General features: G+C 71.5%; 13 protein-coding genes. 8 read left to right on the top strand and 5 right to left on the bottom strand.

Going from position 1 to position 14,718, the window contains the following annotated elements:
• Positions 1 to 74: 74 nt before the first annotated feature.
• A complete protein-coding gene (locus ABFX51_RS31760; RefSeq protein WP_091513506.1) occupies positions 75 to 1,364 on the bottom strand; it encodes an O-acetylhomoserine aminocarboxypropyltransferase/cysteine synthase family protein in 1,290 nt (429 codons plus the stop codon).
• Positions 1,365 to 1,437: 73 nt separating this feature from the next.
• On the opposite strand from ABFX51_RS31760, the gene ABFX51_RS31755 reads away from it, so the two are divergent.
• Positions 1,438 to 2,304 (top strand): aldo/keto reductase, encoded by an 867-nt coding sequence (locus ABFX51_RS31755; protein WP_091513504.1) that lies wholly within the window; start codon positions 1,438 to 1,440, stop codon positions 2,302 to 2,304.
• Here the strand turns inward: ABFX51_RS31755 and ABFX51_RS31750 are convergent.
• Positions 2,278 to 2,883, bottom strand: a complete 606-nt coding sequence (locus tag ABFX51_RS31750) for a (2Fe-2S)-binding protein (protein ID WP_091513590.1) — start codon at positions 2,881 to 2,883, stop codon at positions 2,278 to 2,280. The two genes, ABFX51_RS31755 and ABFX51_RS31750, sit on opposite strands and share 27 nt — an antisense overlap.
• Complete coding sequence (locus ABFX51_RS31745) at positions 2,883 to 3,713, bottom strand: putative RNA methyltransferase (RefSeq protein WP_091513502.1); 831 nt, start codon at positions 3,711 to 3,713, stop codon at positions 2,883 to 2,885. Before ABFX51_RS31745 ends, ABFX51_RS31750 begins: the two co-directional genes overlap by 1 nt.
• A 205-nt stretch (positions 3,714 to 3,918) precedes the next feature.
• On the opposite strand from ABFX51_RS31745, the gene ABFX51_RS31740 reads away from it, so the two are divergent.
• The 5 genes from ABFX51_RS31740 (at position 3,919) to ku (ending at position 9,319) form a co-directional block, all read left to right on the top strand.
• Positions 3,919 to 5,310 carry an ammonium transporter gene (locus ABFX51_RS31740; RefSeq protein ID WP_177228895.1) on the top strand — a complete coding sequence of 464 codons (1,392 nt, stop codon included), beginning with the start codon at positions 3,919 to 3,921 and terminating at the stop codon, positions 5,308 to 5,310.
• A complete protein-coding gene (locus ABFX51_RS31735) occupies positions 5,307 to 5,645 on the top strand; it encodes a P-II family nitrogen regulator (RefSeq protein ID WP_091513500.1) in 339 nt (112 codons plus the stop codon). The genes ABFX51_RS31740 and ABFX51_RS31735 overlap by 4 nt, the downstream gene beginning before the upstream one ends.
• A 6-nt stretch (positions 5,646 to 5,651) precedes the next feature.
• A complete protein-coding gene (locus tag ABFX51_RS31730) occupies positions 5,652 to 7,967 on the top strand; it encodes a [protein-PII] uridylyltransferase (protein ID WP_346055903.1) in 2,316 nt (771 codons plus the stop codon).
• Positions 7,968 to 8,032: 65 nt separating this feature from the next.
• The gene (locus ABFX51_RS31725) at positions 8,033 to 8,389 is read left to right on the top strand and encodes a hypothetical protein (RefSeq protein ID WP_091513494.1); all 357 of its coding nucleotides are present in this window, start codon (positions 8,033 to 8,035) and stop codon (positions 8,387 to 8,389) included.
• A gap of 36 nt (positions 8,390 to 8,425) precedes the next feature.
• On the top strand, positions 8,426 to 9,319 hold the full coding sequence (gene ku, locus ABFX51_RS31720; RefSeq protein ID WP_346055902.1) for a non-homologous end joining protein Ku: 894 nt from the start codon (positions 8,426 to 8,428) through the stop codon (positions 9,317 to 9,319).
• 439 nt (positions 9,320 to 9,758) lie between these two features.
• Here ku and ABFX51_RS31715 read toward each other — a convergent pair whose 3' ends face one another.
• Positions 9,759 to 10,187: a MarR family winged helix-turn-helix transcriptional regulator gene (locus ABFX51_RS31715; RefSeq protein ID WP_346055901.1), complete on the bottom strand. Its 429-nt coding sequence runs from the start codon at positions 10,185 to 10,187 to the stop codon at positions 9,759 to 9,761.
• 9 nt (positions 10,188 to 10,196) lie between these two features.
• The gene (locus ABFX51_RS31710) at positions 10,197 to 11,951 is read right to left on the bottom strand and encodes an ABC transporter ATP-binding protein (protein WP_346055900.1); all 1,755 of its coding nucleotides are present in this window, start codon (positions 11,949 to 11,951) and stop codon (positions 10,197 to 10,199) included.
• Between the two features lie 178 nt (positions 11,952 to 12,129).
• On the opposite strand from ABFX51_RS31710, the gene ffh reads away from it, so the two are divergent.
• Positions 12,130 to 13,653, top strand: coding sequence for a signal recognition particle protein (ffh, locus tag ABFX51_RS31705; RefSeq protein WP_346055899.1), 1,524 nt, complete (start codon positions 12,130 to 12,132; stop codon positions 13,651 to 13,653).
• Complete coding sequence (locus ABFX51_RS31700) at positions 13,653 to 14,717, top strand: amidohydrolase family protein (protein ID WP_346055898.1); 1,065 nt, start codon at positions 13,653 to 13,655, stop codon at positions 14,715 to 14,717. The genes ffh and ABFX51_RS31700 overlap by 1 nt, the downstream gene beginning before the upstream one ends.
• Position 14,718: the final 1 nt, after the last annotated feature.

The raw sequence follows: 14,718 nt of genomic DNA, 5'->3' as shown, positions 1-14,718 counted from the left end.
CCGTCGGACGCGGCAAGCCGCGGCAGTGTCCTTTGCCAGCATGGTGTTCGATGATTCGGACCTGCAAGCAGTCCTCATGCCTTCACCGCCGCAGCCAAAGCCTGGTCGATGTCCCAGCAGATGTCCTCGACGTCCTCCAGACCGATCGACAGGCGGATCAGGTCCGGCCCCACGCCACCGGCCTCCAGCTGCTCGTCGGACAACTGCTGGTGCGTCGTCGACGCCGGGTGGATCACCAGCGTGCGGGCGTCGCCGACGTTCGCCAGGTGGGACAGCAGCTCCACCGACTCGACGAACTTCTCGCCCGCCGCCCGGCCGCCCTTGACGCCGAACGAGAACACCGCGCCCGGCCCGAGCGGCAGGTACTTCTTCGCGCGCTCGTGGTGCGGGTGGTCGGGCAGGCCCGCGTAGCTCACCCACGCCACGCGCTCGTCGGCGGCCAGGAACTCCGCCACCGCCTGCGCGTTGCGCACGTGCGCGTCCATCCGCTGCGGCAGCGTCTCCACGCCCTGCAGCAGCAGGAACGCCGAATGCGGCGAGAGCACCGCGCCGATGTCACGCAGCTGCTCGGCGCGCAGCCGCGTGCAGAACGCGTACTCGCCGAAGTTCTCCCAGTACTTCAGGCCGCCGTAGGAGGGCACGACCTCCGTCATCCGCGGGAACTTGCCGTTGCCCCAGTCGAACTTCCCCGACTCGACGACGACGCCGCCGAGCGTGGTGCCGTGCCCGCCGAGGAACTTCGTCGCCGAGTGCAGCACGATGTCCGCCCCGTACTCGATCGGCCGGCACAGGTACGGCGTCGCGAGTGTGGCGTCGACCACCAGCGGGATGCCGTGGGCGTGCGCGAGGTCGGCCAGGCCGGAAATGTCCGCTATGCCGCCGCTCGGGTTGCCGATGACCTCGGTGTAGATCAGTTTCGTGCGGTCGGTGATCGCCGCCGCGTACGCGTCGAGGTCGTCCCCCGGTACGAACGTCGTGTCCACGCCGAACCGGCGCAGCGTGCCGTCGAGCTGGGTGACCGTGCCGCCGTAGAGCCCGCTGGCCGACACGATGTGGTCCCCGGCCTCGGCGAGCGCGGCGAACGTGAGGAACTCGGCCGCCTGCCCGCTGCTCGTCGCGACCCCGCCGATACCGCCTTCCAGGCTCGCGAGCCGCTCCTCGAAGGCGGCCACCGTCGGGTTGCCGATGCGGCTGTAGATGTTGCCGTACTTCTGCAACGCGAACAGGTTGGCCGCGTCGGCCGCGTCTTCGAACACGAAGCTCGTCGTCTGGTAGATCGGGACCGCCCTGGCCCCCGTCGCCGGGTCGGGGGTGCCCCCGGCGTGCAGGGCACGGGTGCGGAAACCCCAGCTGCGCTCACTCACCCCTGGGACGTTACCCAGGATTTCCCCGGCAGGCCAAGGTTCCCGGCCGTTGGAAGTGGGTAGTTGCCCTGCCATGACGAACTTCCAGTCCGCTCCAGGAGGCACTTTCCCGCTCGGCGGCGACCTGCCCGTGCACCGGCTCGGCTACGGCGCGATGCAGCTCACCGGCCCCGGCGTCTGGGGCCCGCCGGCGGACTCCGAAGGCGCCGTCGCCGTGCTGCACCGGGCCGTCGAACTCGGCGTGAACCTCATCGACACGGCCGATTCCTACGGGCCGTCGGTGGCCGAGGAGCTGATCCGGGAGGCGCTGTACCCGTACCCGGACGACCTGGTCATCGCCACCAAGGCGGGGCTGCTGCGGACCGGTCCCGACGAGTGGGTGCCGTGCGGCCGCCCGGCGTACCTGCGGCAGCAGCTCGAAATGAGCCTGCGCCGGCTCGGGCGGGACCGCATCGACCTGTTCCAGCTGCACCGCGTCGACCCCGAGGTCCCGCTGGCGGACCAGGTCGGTGAGCTCAAACTGCTGCGGGACGAGGGCAAGATCCGGCACATCGGACTGTCCGAGGTGAACGTCGACCAGCTGGAACAGGCGCGCGAGGTGGTCGAGATCGTCAGCGTGCAGAACCTGTTCAACCTGGCGGACCGGCACAACGAGGCCGTGCTGGAGCACGGGGAGGCCGAGGGCATCGCCTTCATCCCGTGGTTCCCGATCGCGACCGGTCAGCTCGCCCAGCCCGGCGGTGTGCTGGAGCAGGCGGCCAAGGAGCACGACGCGACGCCCGCGCAGCTGGCGCTGGCGTGGCTGCTGCGGCGGTCCCCGGTCATGCTGCCGATCCCGGGCACGCGTTCGGTGGCGCACCTGGAGGAGAACGTCGGCGCCGCGGACGTGGAGTTGACCGACGAGGAGTTCGCGTCACTGTCCGCGCTGGGCGAAGGCTGACCGCAGGCGCCGCTCGCGCTCGGCGGGGGTCTGCCGCGGGCAGCTCAGGCACTTGTCCTGCCGGGTGGCGAGGTAGATGAGGCAGCACGACGCGCGCCGGACGACCGTCGTGCCGTCCACGTCGGTGTAACGCGGCTTCGGCAGGCCGATGGCGGTGGCGAGCGGTTCCGCGAGCGCGGGCGCGCCGTTCCACAGTAGACGGTTGGCGATCGAGTCCGTCGCGATCGCGCGCAGTGCCGGGGCGCGGGCGCCGGTCACGTCGGCGAGTGCCGCGACGACGGACTCGATCATCCCGGCGAACGCCGTCGCGACGTCACCGGTGAGCCGCCGTGCGGAGTGCGCGGCGACGAGGCTGCCGTCTTCGAGCAGGTCCAGGCTGAGCGCGTCGAGCGCCGGGTCGAGGAGCGGTTCGGCCCTCGCCAGCGTTTCCAGCGTCGGGGCGACCAGCACGGACGACGCCGAGTACCACCAGATCGTGCCGAGCACGTCCGGCGCCGCGCAGCCGTAGCGCCGGGCGGCGAGGCCGATCTGCGCGCGCAGCCACGCCCGGTCTTCGATGCGTGCCGCCGGGACGGCGATCACGGCAGCCGCCGGTATTCGGACAGCAGGAAGGACGCGGTCACGTCGAGCGGCTCGGTCACGTCGCCGAGCCGCGTCAGCCGTTCGGGGTGGTGGGCGTTGGGGCCCATCAGCACCGCGCGCCGGACGTCCACAGGGGACAGTGTGAGCCGCTCGGTGTGCTCGGTGCGGGACACCGGTGCGAAGTGCCCGGCCAGCGCCGCGTCGAGCCGCTCCTCCTTGCGCCCGTCCACCTCCAGCAGGTCTGCCACCGACGCCAGCTCCCGCAGGTGCGCCGGCTGCGGCGACACCACGAGCAGGCGCCCGCCGGGCCGCAGCACGCGGGCGAACTCCGCCCCGTTGCGGGGTGCGAACACGTTCAGCACCAGCTCCGCCGAACCGCTCGCGACCGGCCACGGCTCCCACAGGTTCCACACCGCGGCGCCGATGCGCTCGTGCGCCCGTGCCGCGCGCCGCAACGCGAGCGCGGACACGTCCAGGGCCAGCCCGTGTGCCCCGGAGACCTCGTCCAGCACCCGCGCGAGGTGGTAACCGGTGCCCGCGCCCGCGTCCACCACGAGTTCCGGCCGCAGCTCCGCCGCGCGGCGCGCCAGCGCGTCCGCGAGCCCGGCGTAGTGCCCCGCGCCGAGGAACTCGACCCGCGCCGCGACCATCTCCGCGGTGTCGGCCGTGCCCGACGGGACCTTCGCGTGCAGGAGGTTCACGTACCCCTGTTTCGCCAGGTCGAAGGCGTGCGCACGGGCGCAGCGCAGGGCGCGGCCGGTCAGCTCGACGGGATCGCCGCACACCGAGCACCGCAGCGCGGCGACGACGGGAGCCGGAAGCGTCATTGCTCCATCTCAGCACGCGCCCGCCGCCCGTCACGCACGGTATCTGACGACGACGTTTCGTGAATGGACACCACGACCTCGGCGGCGGGAAACCTGGTCGTAACACTCGCGCCCGGACAGTTCACGTCGGTGAAACGTCCGATGCGGTCCGGTGAAACACCCGAATTCAAAACTCCCGGGCAATATCTCGAGCCGGGAGGAAGATGTGCTGAACGCAGGAGACACCGCATGGGTGTTGGCCAGCGCCGCGCTGGTCATGCTCATGACACCAGGGCTGGCGTTCTTCTATGGCGGCATGGTTCGCGTGAAGAGCGTCCTGAACATGCTCATGATGAACTTCATCTGCTTGGCGATCGTGTCCGTGCTGTGGGTCCTCTACGGGTTCGGGGAGACGTTCTCGACCGACGCGTTCAGCGGCCTGATCGGCAACTTCCACCACGCCGGTTTCGCGGACACGTGGGGCCAGCTCGCCGGGTTCGCCACGGCGGCCACCAGCACGAGCCCCGCGGTCGCGTGGCCGGGCGCCGACGCGCTGCCGGTGCTCGCGTTCGCCATGTTCCAGCTGATGTTCGCGATCATCACCCCCGCGCTGATCTCCGGTGCGATCGCCGACCGCGCCAAGTTCTGGGGCTGGGCCCTGTTCGTGGTCCTGTGGGTGACGATCGTCTACTTCCCGGTCGCGCACTGGGTGTTCTCGTTCGACGGCTTCATCGGCCCCGACTCGGCCGGTGGCTGGATCGCCAACAAGCTCAAGGCGCTCGACTTCGCGGGCGGGACGGCGGTGCACATCAACGCCGGTGCCGCGGGTCTCGCGCTCGCGATCGTGCTGGGCAAGCGCAAGGGCTGGCCGAAGGACACCGGACGCCCGCACAACGTGCCGTTCGTCCTCCTGGGCGCCGCGTTGCTGTGGTTCGGCTGGTACGGCTTCAACGCGGGCTCGGCCCTGTCCGCCGGTGACCTCGCCGGCGTCGCCTTCACCAACACCACCGTCGCCACCGCGGCCGCGGTACTGGGCTGGCTGCTCGTCGAGCAGCTCCGCTTCGGCAAGCCGACCACGCTGGGTGCCGCGTCCGGTGCCGTCGCCGGTCTCGTCGCGATCACCCCGGCGTGTGGTTTCGTCACCCCGCTCGGCGCGATCGCGATCGGGGTCATCGCCGGTGCCCTGTGCGCGCTGGCGATCAGCCTGAAGTACAAGCTCGGCTTCGACGACTCGCTCGACGTCGTGGGCGTGCACCTGGTCGGCGGTCTCGTCGGCACCCTGCTGATCGGCTTCTTCGGCACCACCAAGGTCAACTCGCTCGGCGCGGACGGCCTGTTCTACGGCGGTGGCCTCGGGCTGCTGGGCAAGCAGGCGGCCGCGGCCGTCACGGTGATGGTCTACTCGTTCGTGATCACGCTCATCCTCGGCTTCCTCATCAAGGCCGCGGGCGGCTTCCGCGTCAGCACGGAGGACGAGGTCAGCGGTATCGACGAGGCGCAGCACGCGGAGAGCGCCTACGACTTCGGCGGGTCCGTCCTCGGTGGCCACAGCGGTGCCACCCCGGCGGCGGTCGCCTCGGCCAAGGACGGCGCGGCACTGGAAGGGAGCAAGGCATGAAGCTGATCACCGCCATCGTCAAGCCGTTCACGCTCGACGACATCAGGGCCGCGCTGGAGCAGCTGGGCGCGCTGGGCATGACCGTCAGCGAGGTCCAGGGCTACGGCAGGCAGAAGGGCCACACCGAGGTCTACCGCGGCGCCGAGTACGCCGTGGACTTCGTGGCCAAGCTCCGCGTCGAGGTCGTCACGGACGACGCGAACGTGGAGAAGGTCATCGAGGCGATCGTCAACGCCGCGCACACCGGCAAGATCGGTGACGGCAAGGTGTGGGTGACGCCGGTCGAGACCGTGGTCCGGGTTCGCACCGGCGAGCGCGGCACGGACGCGCTGTAGGCGCGGATGGTTCTCGGGGGGGAACTCGCGCAGGCCGCGAACCGGCTGCTGGAAGGTCGCCACGGCCGGCTCGGCGCCGCCGCACTGCGGGCCGCGCTGGTGGACCTGTACGAGTTCTGGCTCAGCAAGGCCGCGGCGGCGGCCGGCGTCGACACCGCTGAACCCGGTGTCGCGCTGGTCGCCGTCGGCGGCCTCGGACGGCGCGAACTGGTGCCGTTCTCCGACCTCGACCTGGTGCTGGTGCACAACCAGAACCCCGGTGTCGCCGAAATCGCCGACGCGCTGTGGTACCCGCTGTGGGACGCGCGCATCGGCCTCGACCACTCCGTGCGCACCCCGGCCGAAGCGCTGCAGGTGGCGTCGGAGGACCTGCGGACCGCGATGGGCCTGCTCGACGCCCGCCACCTCGCCGGTGACGAGCAGCTCGCGGACCGGCTCATCACCGCGGCGCGCGACCAGTGGCGCCGCACGGCCCGCAAACGCCTGCCGGACCTGGCGGAGTCGACCCGCAAACGCTGGCAGCGCAGCGGGGAGATCGCCCAGTCCGCCGAGCCGGACCTCAAGTACGGCAAGGGCGGGCTGCGGGACCTCGGCGTGCTGGACGCGCTCGCCGCGGCCCAGCTGACCGACCGCCCCGGCGAGGAGCTGCGCGCGGCGAAGGAGCTGCTGCTCGACGTGCGCACCGAGATGCGGCGTGAACTCCGGCGCGACCGGGACGTCCTTGGCGCGGTGGACGCCGAGCTGGTGGCCGCCGAACTCGGTTTCGGTGACCGCTTCACGCTCGCCCGCAAGCTCGCCGGTGCCGGCCGCACGGTCGGCTACGCCGTCGAGGTCGCCCTTCGGTCCACTGTGGACCAGCCGAAGGGCAGGTTCGGGCGGCGCCCCAACCGCACCCCGCTCGACGAGGGCGTGGTGCTGCACGGCAGCGAGGTGTCGCTGGCCCGCGACGCCGTGCCCGCCAAGGATCCCGGCCTGCTGCTGCGGGTCGCGGCCGCCTCGGCGCGGACCGGAGCGCCGATCGCGCACGGCACGCTGCGCACGCTCGCCGACTCCGCCCCGGAACTGCGCACCCCGTGGCCGCCCGACGCCCGTGACGCCCTCACCGAGCTGCTCGGCGCGGGCGAAGGGCTCGTCGACGCGGTCGAGGCGCTGGACCGCACGGGGCTGTGGGCGCGGTTGTTCCCGGAGTGGGGCGCGGTGCGTGACCTGCCGCCGCGCGAGCCGGTGCACGCGTGGACCGTGGACCGGCACCTCGTACAGACGTGCGTGGAGGCGGCGAAGCTGACCACCACGGTGTCGCGGCCGGACCTGCTGCTGCTCGGTGCCCTGCTGCACGACATCGGCAAGGGCCGCGAGGCCGACCACTCGGAGCTGGGTGCGGCGATCTCGGCGCAGGTGGCCCGGCGGATCGGCCTGTCCGAGCCCGACGCCTCGACGGTGTCGGCGATGGTGCGGCACCACCTGCTGCTGGCGCACACCGCCACCCGGCGGGACATCGAGGAGCCGGGCACGGTAGCGCGGGTCGCCAAGACGCTGGACAACGACGTCGTCCTGCTGGAGCTGCTGCACGCGCTCACGGAGGCCGACTCGCGGGCCACCGGGCCGGGCGTGTGGACCGACTGGAAGGCGGGACTGGTCGCGAACCTGGTGAACCGCTGCCGGCACGTGGTGCAGGGCAAGGGTTTCGCGCCGCCGGAGCCGCTCGACGCCGAGCAGCGGGAGCTCGTCGCCACTGCCGTGCGCACCGGTCGCGGGGAGGTGTCGATCAGCTCGGAGGGCAACCTGGCGAAGGTCGTGCTCGCCGTGCCCGAACGCGTCGAGCTGCTCGCGCCGGCCGCCGGGGTGCTCGCGCTGCACTCGCTGGAGGTGCACACGGCGGTGCTGCGCACCTCCGGCAACGGCCGCGCGGGGATCTTCACGGCGTCGCCGAAGTTCGGTTCGCTGCCGGATCCGGCGTTGCTGCGGGAGCAGTTCTCGCGGGCGGTGTCGGGCGGGCTCGCGCTGGAGCAGAAGCTGGCCGCGAAGGAGCGGGACTACTCGTCGCCGGTGCGGATCGTGGCGAAGCCGAAGGTGCTGTGGTTCGACGACGAGACCTCCGGTGCCAGCACGGTCGTGCTGGAACTGCGGGCGCAGGACCGGATCGGCCTGCTGCACCGGGTCGCGGCCGCGTTGCAGGCGTGCGACGCGGAGGTGCGCTGGGCGAAGGTCGCGACGCTCGGCGGGGCGGTGGTGGACTCGTTCGCCGTCGCGCCGAGGGGTGCGCCGCTGGACCAGACGTGGCGGCGGCGGGTCGAGCGGGCGGTGCTGGCGGCGGCGTCCTGACGGATTCGGGGAGCGGCCGGGGTGTCGCACGTGCGTTCGGTGATCGCGATGGCAGGATGACCGCCATGCCGGAGATCGAGCCGACGGTCCTGCCGTCCACCGTGGCCGCTTCCCACCTCCGCGCCTGCGCCGCCGAACTCGACAACGCCGACGAGGTGGAGCTGGGTGAACTGGCCACGGTGATCAGCGATCTGGTGAACGGGCAGCGGCTGCTGTCGAGCGCGCTGGCCCGGCTCGCGGAGCGGGTCGAGGACGGGCGCTCGGGCGTGCTCGCGGCGGCGCCCTCACCGGAGGTCGGCGCGTTGTCGCAGGTGCTCCAGGCGGCGGCGGGCGCGTTCGGCTATTCGGCGGACGCGTTGGCGGAGAGCCAGCCGTTCGCCCAGCTCGCGGCCGAATTCGCCGGGCCGAACACCCGTTTGTAGCAAGAATTGCGAGCTGGTGTTCGCTACGCTGTTCGAATGCGGACCGTGTGGAAAGGCACCATCGGCTTCGGCAGCTCGGCGATCCCGGTGAAGGCCTACAGCGCCACCGAGGACCACAGCACCGGGCTGCACCAGTTGCACGCGGTGGACGGCGGACGCATCCGCCTCAAGCGCGTGTGCGAGGTGGACGGCGCCGAGATCCCGCAGGAGGAGGTCGGCCGGGGCTACGTGCTGCCGGGCGGTGACGTCGTCGTGCTGTCCGAGGACGAGCTGGCCGACCTGCCGTTGCCCACGGCGCATTCGATCGAGATCTGCGGGTTCGTCCCGCCGGGCCAGCTGGATCCGCTGTACTTCCTGAAGAGCTACTACCTCGAGCCCGAGGTGGCCGGCACCAAGCCGTACGTGCTGCTGAGCGAGGCGCTGCAGCAGGCCGACCGGCTCGCGCTCGTGCGGGTGGCGTTGCGGCAGAAGGAAACGCTGGGCGCGCTGCGGGTGCGCGGGCAGGTGCTGATGCTCGACACGCTGCACTGGCCGGACGAGGTGCGGGCCCCGGATTTCCCGTTCCTGCACGAGGACATGGACATCCACACCGCACAGGTGCGGGCCGCGGCCAACATCATCGAGAACCTGTCCGGCAATTTCGAACCGGCGCGCTACGCGGACAGGTATTCGGCCGCGCTGCAGGAGCTGATCCAGGCGAAGGTCGAGGACCGCGAGGTGCTGCGCCCGACGGCGGCGATCCAGGACGCGGGTGTCGAGGCGCTGCTGGACGCGTTGCAGGAGACGGCGCAGGAGCGCACGGACACCGACCAGGCCACGTCGCCGGCCGTTCGCAGGGCGAAGGCCGCGGCGAAGAAGGCGGCGGAGGCCAAGGAGGGCGCCAAGAAGGCGGCGTCGAAGGCCCGCTCCGCGCCGAAGTCGAAGCGCTGAAAAAAATTCTGGAGAAGTCGCGTCACGGGGGTTCTCGTGCCGCGTCACCCCTGCGCGTGCGAACGAAGCCGCGGGAAACCTGAGTAGATCTACGCAGCGCTACTTGGGGGTCTTCACGCTGCCGGGCGCACCCCGGGACCGGGCAGGCTAAGGCCATCGCGTCGGAGACGGCGAAGGCCATCTCGCCAGGTTACTGGGGGTCCGGCGAGCGGAAGCCGACCCGCTTTCGACGCGACCATGCGGGTGGCTCGGCGAGGGGGCGAGCCACCCGCATGAGTATTTCCGGGAGTTTTTCGGGCGGTGGTCCGGGCCGTGGCTTCGTGCCGTCTCGTTCCCGACCACCGCCTGGCAGGGGCTTCGGCTCGCCGCCGCCGGGCTCCGGGCCCACCGCAGCCTTCACCCGTCGCCGGTCAGCAACCCCGGACCGCCGTCCCCACCGTCAACTGTCCGCGAGCCGCATCATCACCTTCGCCGCCAGGCGGAGCAGTTCCCGCTCCGTCTCCGTCAGCGTCTCCGCCATCGCCGCGGCGAGCCACCGTTCGCGCTCTTCGCTGTAGTTCCGCAACGCCGTCAGCCCCTGCTCGGTGATGTCCAGCAGCGACCGCCGCCGGTCCGCCGGGTCGGGCCGCCGCGACACGAGCCCGTCACGCTCCATCGCCGCCAGCACGCGCGTGAGCGACTGCGGCTGGATCTTCTCCCCGTCCGACACCTCCTTGGGCGTCTGCGTGCCCGCCCGGTGCAGCCGGCTGAGCACGGCGAGCACCAGCGTGCTCTGCCCACTGCGATCCCGTTCGGCGCGCATCCGCCAGTTCAGCCTGCCGACCCCCTCCCGCACGACGCGGGCGAGGTCGGGGTCCGGATCCGCCATGCACACACCCTACGAGGAACCCCGGACCAATCGGGCGTAGCGCCCACCCAGTGCCAGCAGTTCCGCGTGCTTGCCCCGTTCCACGATCCGCCCGCGGTCGAGCACCACGATCTGGTCCGCGTGCTCCACTGTGGACAGCCGGTGGGCGATGGCGATCGTCGTGCGCTGCGCCGCCAGGCGGTCCAGCTCCGCCTGCACCGCCCGTTCGGTGCGGTTGTCCAGCGCGCTCGTGGCCTCGTCGAGGACGAGGATGGGCGGGTTGCGCAACAGGATCCGCGCGATCGCCATCCGCTGCTTCTCCCCACCGGAGAACCGGTAGCCGCGCTGGCCCACCACCGTGTCGTACCCGTCGGGCAGCGCCGCGAGCGTGTCGTGGATGTGCGCCGCGCGGGCGGCCCGTTCGATCTCCTCGTCGGTCGCGTCCGGTTTCGCGAACCGCAGGTTGTCCCGCACGCTCGCGTGGAACAGGTAGGTCTCCTGCGAGACCAGCCCGACCGCCCCGGCCAGCGAGGCCAGTGTCACGTCCCGGACGTCGACGCCGTCGATCAGCACCGAGCCCTCGCTCGGCTCGTACAGGCGCGCCACCAGGTACGCCAGCGTCGTCTTGCCCGAGCCCGTCGCGCCCACGAGCGCCGTGGTCGAGCCGGCGGGGATCTCCAGGTCGATGTCCCGCAGGGTCCAGTCGTCCCCGTACCGGAACGAGACCCCGCGCAGGCTCACCGCGCCCTCCCGGACGGTCAGCTCCCCGGCACCCGGCCGGTCCGCGATCTCGGCGGGCAGGTCCAGCACCTCGAAGATCCGGCCGAACAACGCGGTCGCGGCCGACACGTTCTGCCCCACCGACTGCAGCGCGCTCGCCGGGGCGACCAGCCGGTTGAGCATGCTGGTGAACGCCACGACCGTGCCGAGCGAGGCCGGGCTCGCGCCGTGTGCCAGTGCCATCCCGGTGATCCAGTAGACGATCGCCGGCACGCACGTCAGGCAGATCCGCCGTGACGCCAGCTGCCAGCGCCCCGCCAGCGCCGACTCCCGTTCCAGCCGCGAGATCTCCGCCGACTCCCTGGCGAACCGCTCGCGCAGCTCCCGCTCGCCGCCCATGGTCTTCGCCAGGAGCACCCCGGCGACCGACAGCGACTCCTCGACCATCGTGGTCAACCGCGCGAGCCGGGTCTGCCGCCCGCGGGCCAGTGCTCGGCGCTTGGTGCCCAGCCGCAGCGTGAACAGCAGGAACACCGGCACCGCGACCAGTCCGAGCAGCGCCAGCTGCCAGTTCATCACCAGCAGCGCGATGGCGATCGCGAGCGTCGTGATCCCGTTCTGGGCGATGGTCGCCGCGGTCGTGTTGACGACGTTGTCCACGCCGCCGATGTCGTTGAAGACCCGCGACAGCACCTCGCCGGTGCGCGTGCGGGTGTAGAAGGCCAGCGACATGCGCTGGAGGTGCTCGTAGACGCCGACCCGCAGGTCGTTCATCACCCGCTGGCCGATGGTGTTCGCGACGCCGGTGGTCGTCACGCTCATCGCGCCGCTGCCCACGGACGAGGCGATCATCCCGGCCGCGAGCAGCGTGAGCAGGACGGTGTCGCGGTGGGGGAGCGCCGTGTCGAGGATCTCGCGCAGGAAGAACGGTGCGGCCACCCCCAGCGCGGCCTGCACCGCGATCAGCCCCAGCAGCCCGGCCATCGCCCACCGGTAGGGCCGGAACAGGGCGACGATCCGGTGCAGCGGGACGCGGTGTTCCGCATCCTCGGCGAGTGAAGTCATACACATGAGCGTATTAATCGCGGCAAACCGTTTGCCCAACCCAGCCAAGAGCTCACGTGGATAACTACGCATATGCGTCTTATCGACCTGGTGACGGTTCGCGGCACCCGCAGGTCGGGCCCGGCGGGCGGCTACCCTGGTCGCGGAGCAACCACGACCAGCTGGAGCGTGCACACCCGTGTTCGACACCCTCTCCGACCGGCTCACCTCCGCCCTGCAGAACCTGCGGGGCAAGGGGAGGCTGACCGACGCCGACATCGACGCCACCGCGCGCGAGATCCGCATCGCGCTGCTGGAGGCCGACGTCGCGCTGCCCGTGGTACGGGAGTTCATCGCGCAGGTCAAACAGCGCGCGAAGGGCGCCGAGGTCTCGGGCGCGCTCAACCCGGCCCAGCAGGTCGTCAAGATCGTCAACGAGGAGCTCATCGCGATCCTCGGCGGCGAGACGCGGCGGCTCAACCTCGCCAAGAACCCGCCGACGGTGATCATGCTCGCCGGTCTGCAGGGTTCCGGTAAGACGACGCTCGCGGGCAAGCTCGCCCTGTGGCTGAAGAAGCAGGGGCACGCGCCGCTGCTCGTCGCGTGTGACCTCCAGCGCCCGAACGCGGTCACCCAGCTCCAGGTGGTCGGTGAGCGGGCCGGCGTGCCGACCTTCGCGCCCGAGCCGGGCAACGGCGTCGGTGACCCGGTCGACGTCGCGCGCCGCGGTGTCGCCGAGGCCAAACACGCGCAGCACGACGTCGTCATCGTCGACACCGCGGGCCGCCTCGGTGTCGACGAGGAGCTGATGCGGCAGGCCGCCGACATCCGTGACGCGGTCGAGCCCGACGAGACGCTGTTCGTCGTCGACGCGATGATCGGTCAGGACGCGGTCACCACCGCCGAGGCGTTCCGCGACGGCGTCGGGTTCACCGGCGTGGTCCTCACCAAGCTCGACGGTGACGCGCGTGGTGGTGCGGCGCTGTCCGTCCGGCAGGTCACCGGCCAGCCGATCCTGTTCGCCTCCAACGGGGAGAAGCTCGAGGACTTCGACACCTTCCACCCGGACCGGATGGCCAGCCGCATCCTGGGCATGGGTGACCTGCTCACCCTGATCGAGCAGGCCGAGCAGGCCTTCGACCAGGAGCAGGCGGAGAAGGCGGCGGCGAAGCTGGGCACCGGCCAGCTGACGCTGGAGGACTTCCTGGAGCAGATGCTCGCGGTCCGCAAGATGGGCCCGATCGGCAACCTGCTCGGCATGCTGCCGGGCGCCGGCCAGATGAAGGAGCAGCTGGCGCAGGTCGACGACAAGCAGCTGGACCGGGTGCAGGCGATCATCCGCGGCATGACCCCGGCGGAGCGCGCCGACCCGAAGATCATCAACGGCTCGCGGCGGCAGCGCATCGCGGTCGGTTCGGGCGTGACGGTGCGCGAGGTCAACGACCTGGTCAACCGGTTCTTCGATGCCCGCAAGATGATGCAGCAGATGGCTGGCCGGTTCGGCTTCGGCGGCGGCAGTGCCACCAAGCGCAAGAACAAGAAGGGCAAGAAGGGCAAGGGCAAGGGCCCGACGCAGCCCAAGGTGCGGGGCGGGTTCCCCGGCGGCATGCCGATGCTGCCGCCCGGTGGCGGCGGGATGCCGGACCTGTCCCAGCTCGGTGGCGGCATGAACGACGTGCCGGGGTTCGACCCGTCGAAGTTCAAGCTGCCGAAGAACAAGTAATGCACCTCCGGGGTGTCGTCCTGCCCTCCGACGAGGAGCGGGACGTCTGGATCAACGACGGCAGGCTGAGGTTCGAGCCGGTGGCCGACGCGCCGACCCTGGTGTCCGGCGGTTTCCTCGTGCCGGGTCTGGTCGACGCGCACTGCCACCCGGCGATCGGCGTGCACGGACCGGCCACTGTGGACGAAGCGATCGCGAACGCCGTCGTGGACAGGGACGCCGGCACGCTGCTGATCCGGGACTGCGGGCAGCCCATCGACACCCGGCCCCTGCAGCAGCGTGCCGACCTGCCCCGCATCATCCGCGCGGGCAAGCACCTCGCGCTGCCCAAGCGCTACATCCCCGGCCTCGGTCTGGAACTGGCCTCGCCGGACGACCTGCCCTCAGCGGTGGCGGCACAGGCCGCTGACGGTGATGGCTGGGTCAAGCTGGTGGGGGACTGGATCGACCGCTCCGCCGGTGACCTCGCCCCGCTGTGGCCCGACGACGTCCTCGCCGAGGCGGTCAAGGTCGCGCACGAGGCGGGTGCCCGCGTCACGGCCCACGTCTTCGGCGAGGACGCGTTGCCCGGTCTGCTCGCCGCCGGGATCGACTGTCTGGAGCACGGCACCGGCCTCACCCCGGACCTGCTGGCCGAGATGGCCCGCCGGGGCACCGCGCTCGTGCCGACGCTGATCAACATCGAGAACTTCCCCGGTATCGCGGACAAGGCGGGCAAGTACCCGGTGTACGCGGCACACATGCGTGCGCTGCACGCGGGAGTGGGCGACATGGTCGCGGCCGCGCTGTCGGCGGGCGTTCCCGTCTACGCAGGCAGCGACGCCGGTGGCATGGTCAAGCACGGGCGTCTCGTCGACGAGATCGAAGCCCTGTGGCGGGCGGGCATGTCAAGCACGGAGGCGCTCGCCGCGGCGTCGTGGGCGGCGCGGGAGTGGCTGGGCCACCCGTCGCTGACCGAGGGCGCCCCCGCCGATCTCCTCGTCTACGACCGCGACCCGCGCGAGGACCTGTCCGTCCTGCGCCATCCCCGCCACATCGTCCTGCGCGGAGCCCTCATCCGGTAAG

The sequence above is a fragment of the Amycolatopsis dongchuanensis genome (assembly GCF_039542405.1).
Lineage (GTDB): Bacteria > Actinomycetota > Actinomycetes > Mycobacteriales > Pseudonocardiaceae > Amycolatopsis_E > Amycolatopsis_E sacchari.
Note: the sequence above shows the minus strand (reverse complement) of the source record. Positions and strands in the feature narration are given on the sequence as shown.

What these genes read in the sequence shown, in the direction of transcription:
- ABFX51_RS31755 (WP_091513504.1), top strand. Translation starts at nt 1,438, where the DNA reads ATGACGAACTTCCAGTCCGCTCCAGGAGGCACTTTCCCGCTCGGCGGC.
- ABFX51_RS31745 (WP_091513502.1), bottom strand. Translation starts at nt 3,713, where the DNA reads ATGACGCTTCCGGCTCCCGTCGTCGCCGCGCTGCGGTGCTCGGTGTGC.
- ABFX51_RS31735 (WP_091513500.1), top strand. Translation starts at nt 5,307, where the DNA reads ATGAAGCTGATCACCGCCATCGTCAAGCCGTTCACGCTCGACGACATC.
- ABFX51_RS31730 (WP_346055903.1), top strand. Translation starts at nt 5,652, where the DNA reads ATGGTTCTCGGGGGGGAACTCGCGCAGGCCGCGAACCGGCTGCTGGAA.
- ABFX51_RS31725 (WP_091513494.1), top strand. Translation starts at nt 8,033, where the DNA reads ATGCCGGAGATCGAGCCGACGGTCCTGCCGTCCACCGTGGCCGCTTCC.
- ku (WP_346055902.1), top strand. Translation starts at nt 8,426, where the DNA reads ATGCGGACCGTGTGGAAAGGCACCATCGGCTTCGGCAGCTCGGCGATC.
- ABFX51_RS31715 (WP_346055901.1), bottom strand. Translation starts at nt 10,187, where the DNA reads ATGGCGGATCCGGACCCCGACCTCGCCCGCGTCGTGCGGGAGGGGGTC.
- ABFX51_RS31710 (WP_346055900.1), bottom strand. Translation starts at nt 11,951, where the DNA reads ATGACTTCACTCGCCGAGGATGCGGAACACCGCGTCCCGCTGCACCGG.
- ABFX51_RS31700 (WP_346055898.1), top strand. Translation starts at nt 13,653, where the DNA reads ATGCACCTCCGGGGTGTCGTCCTGCCCTCCGACGAGGAGCGGGACGTC.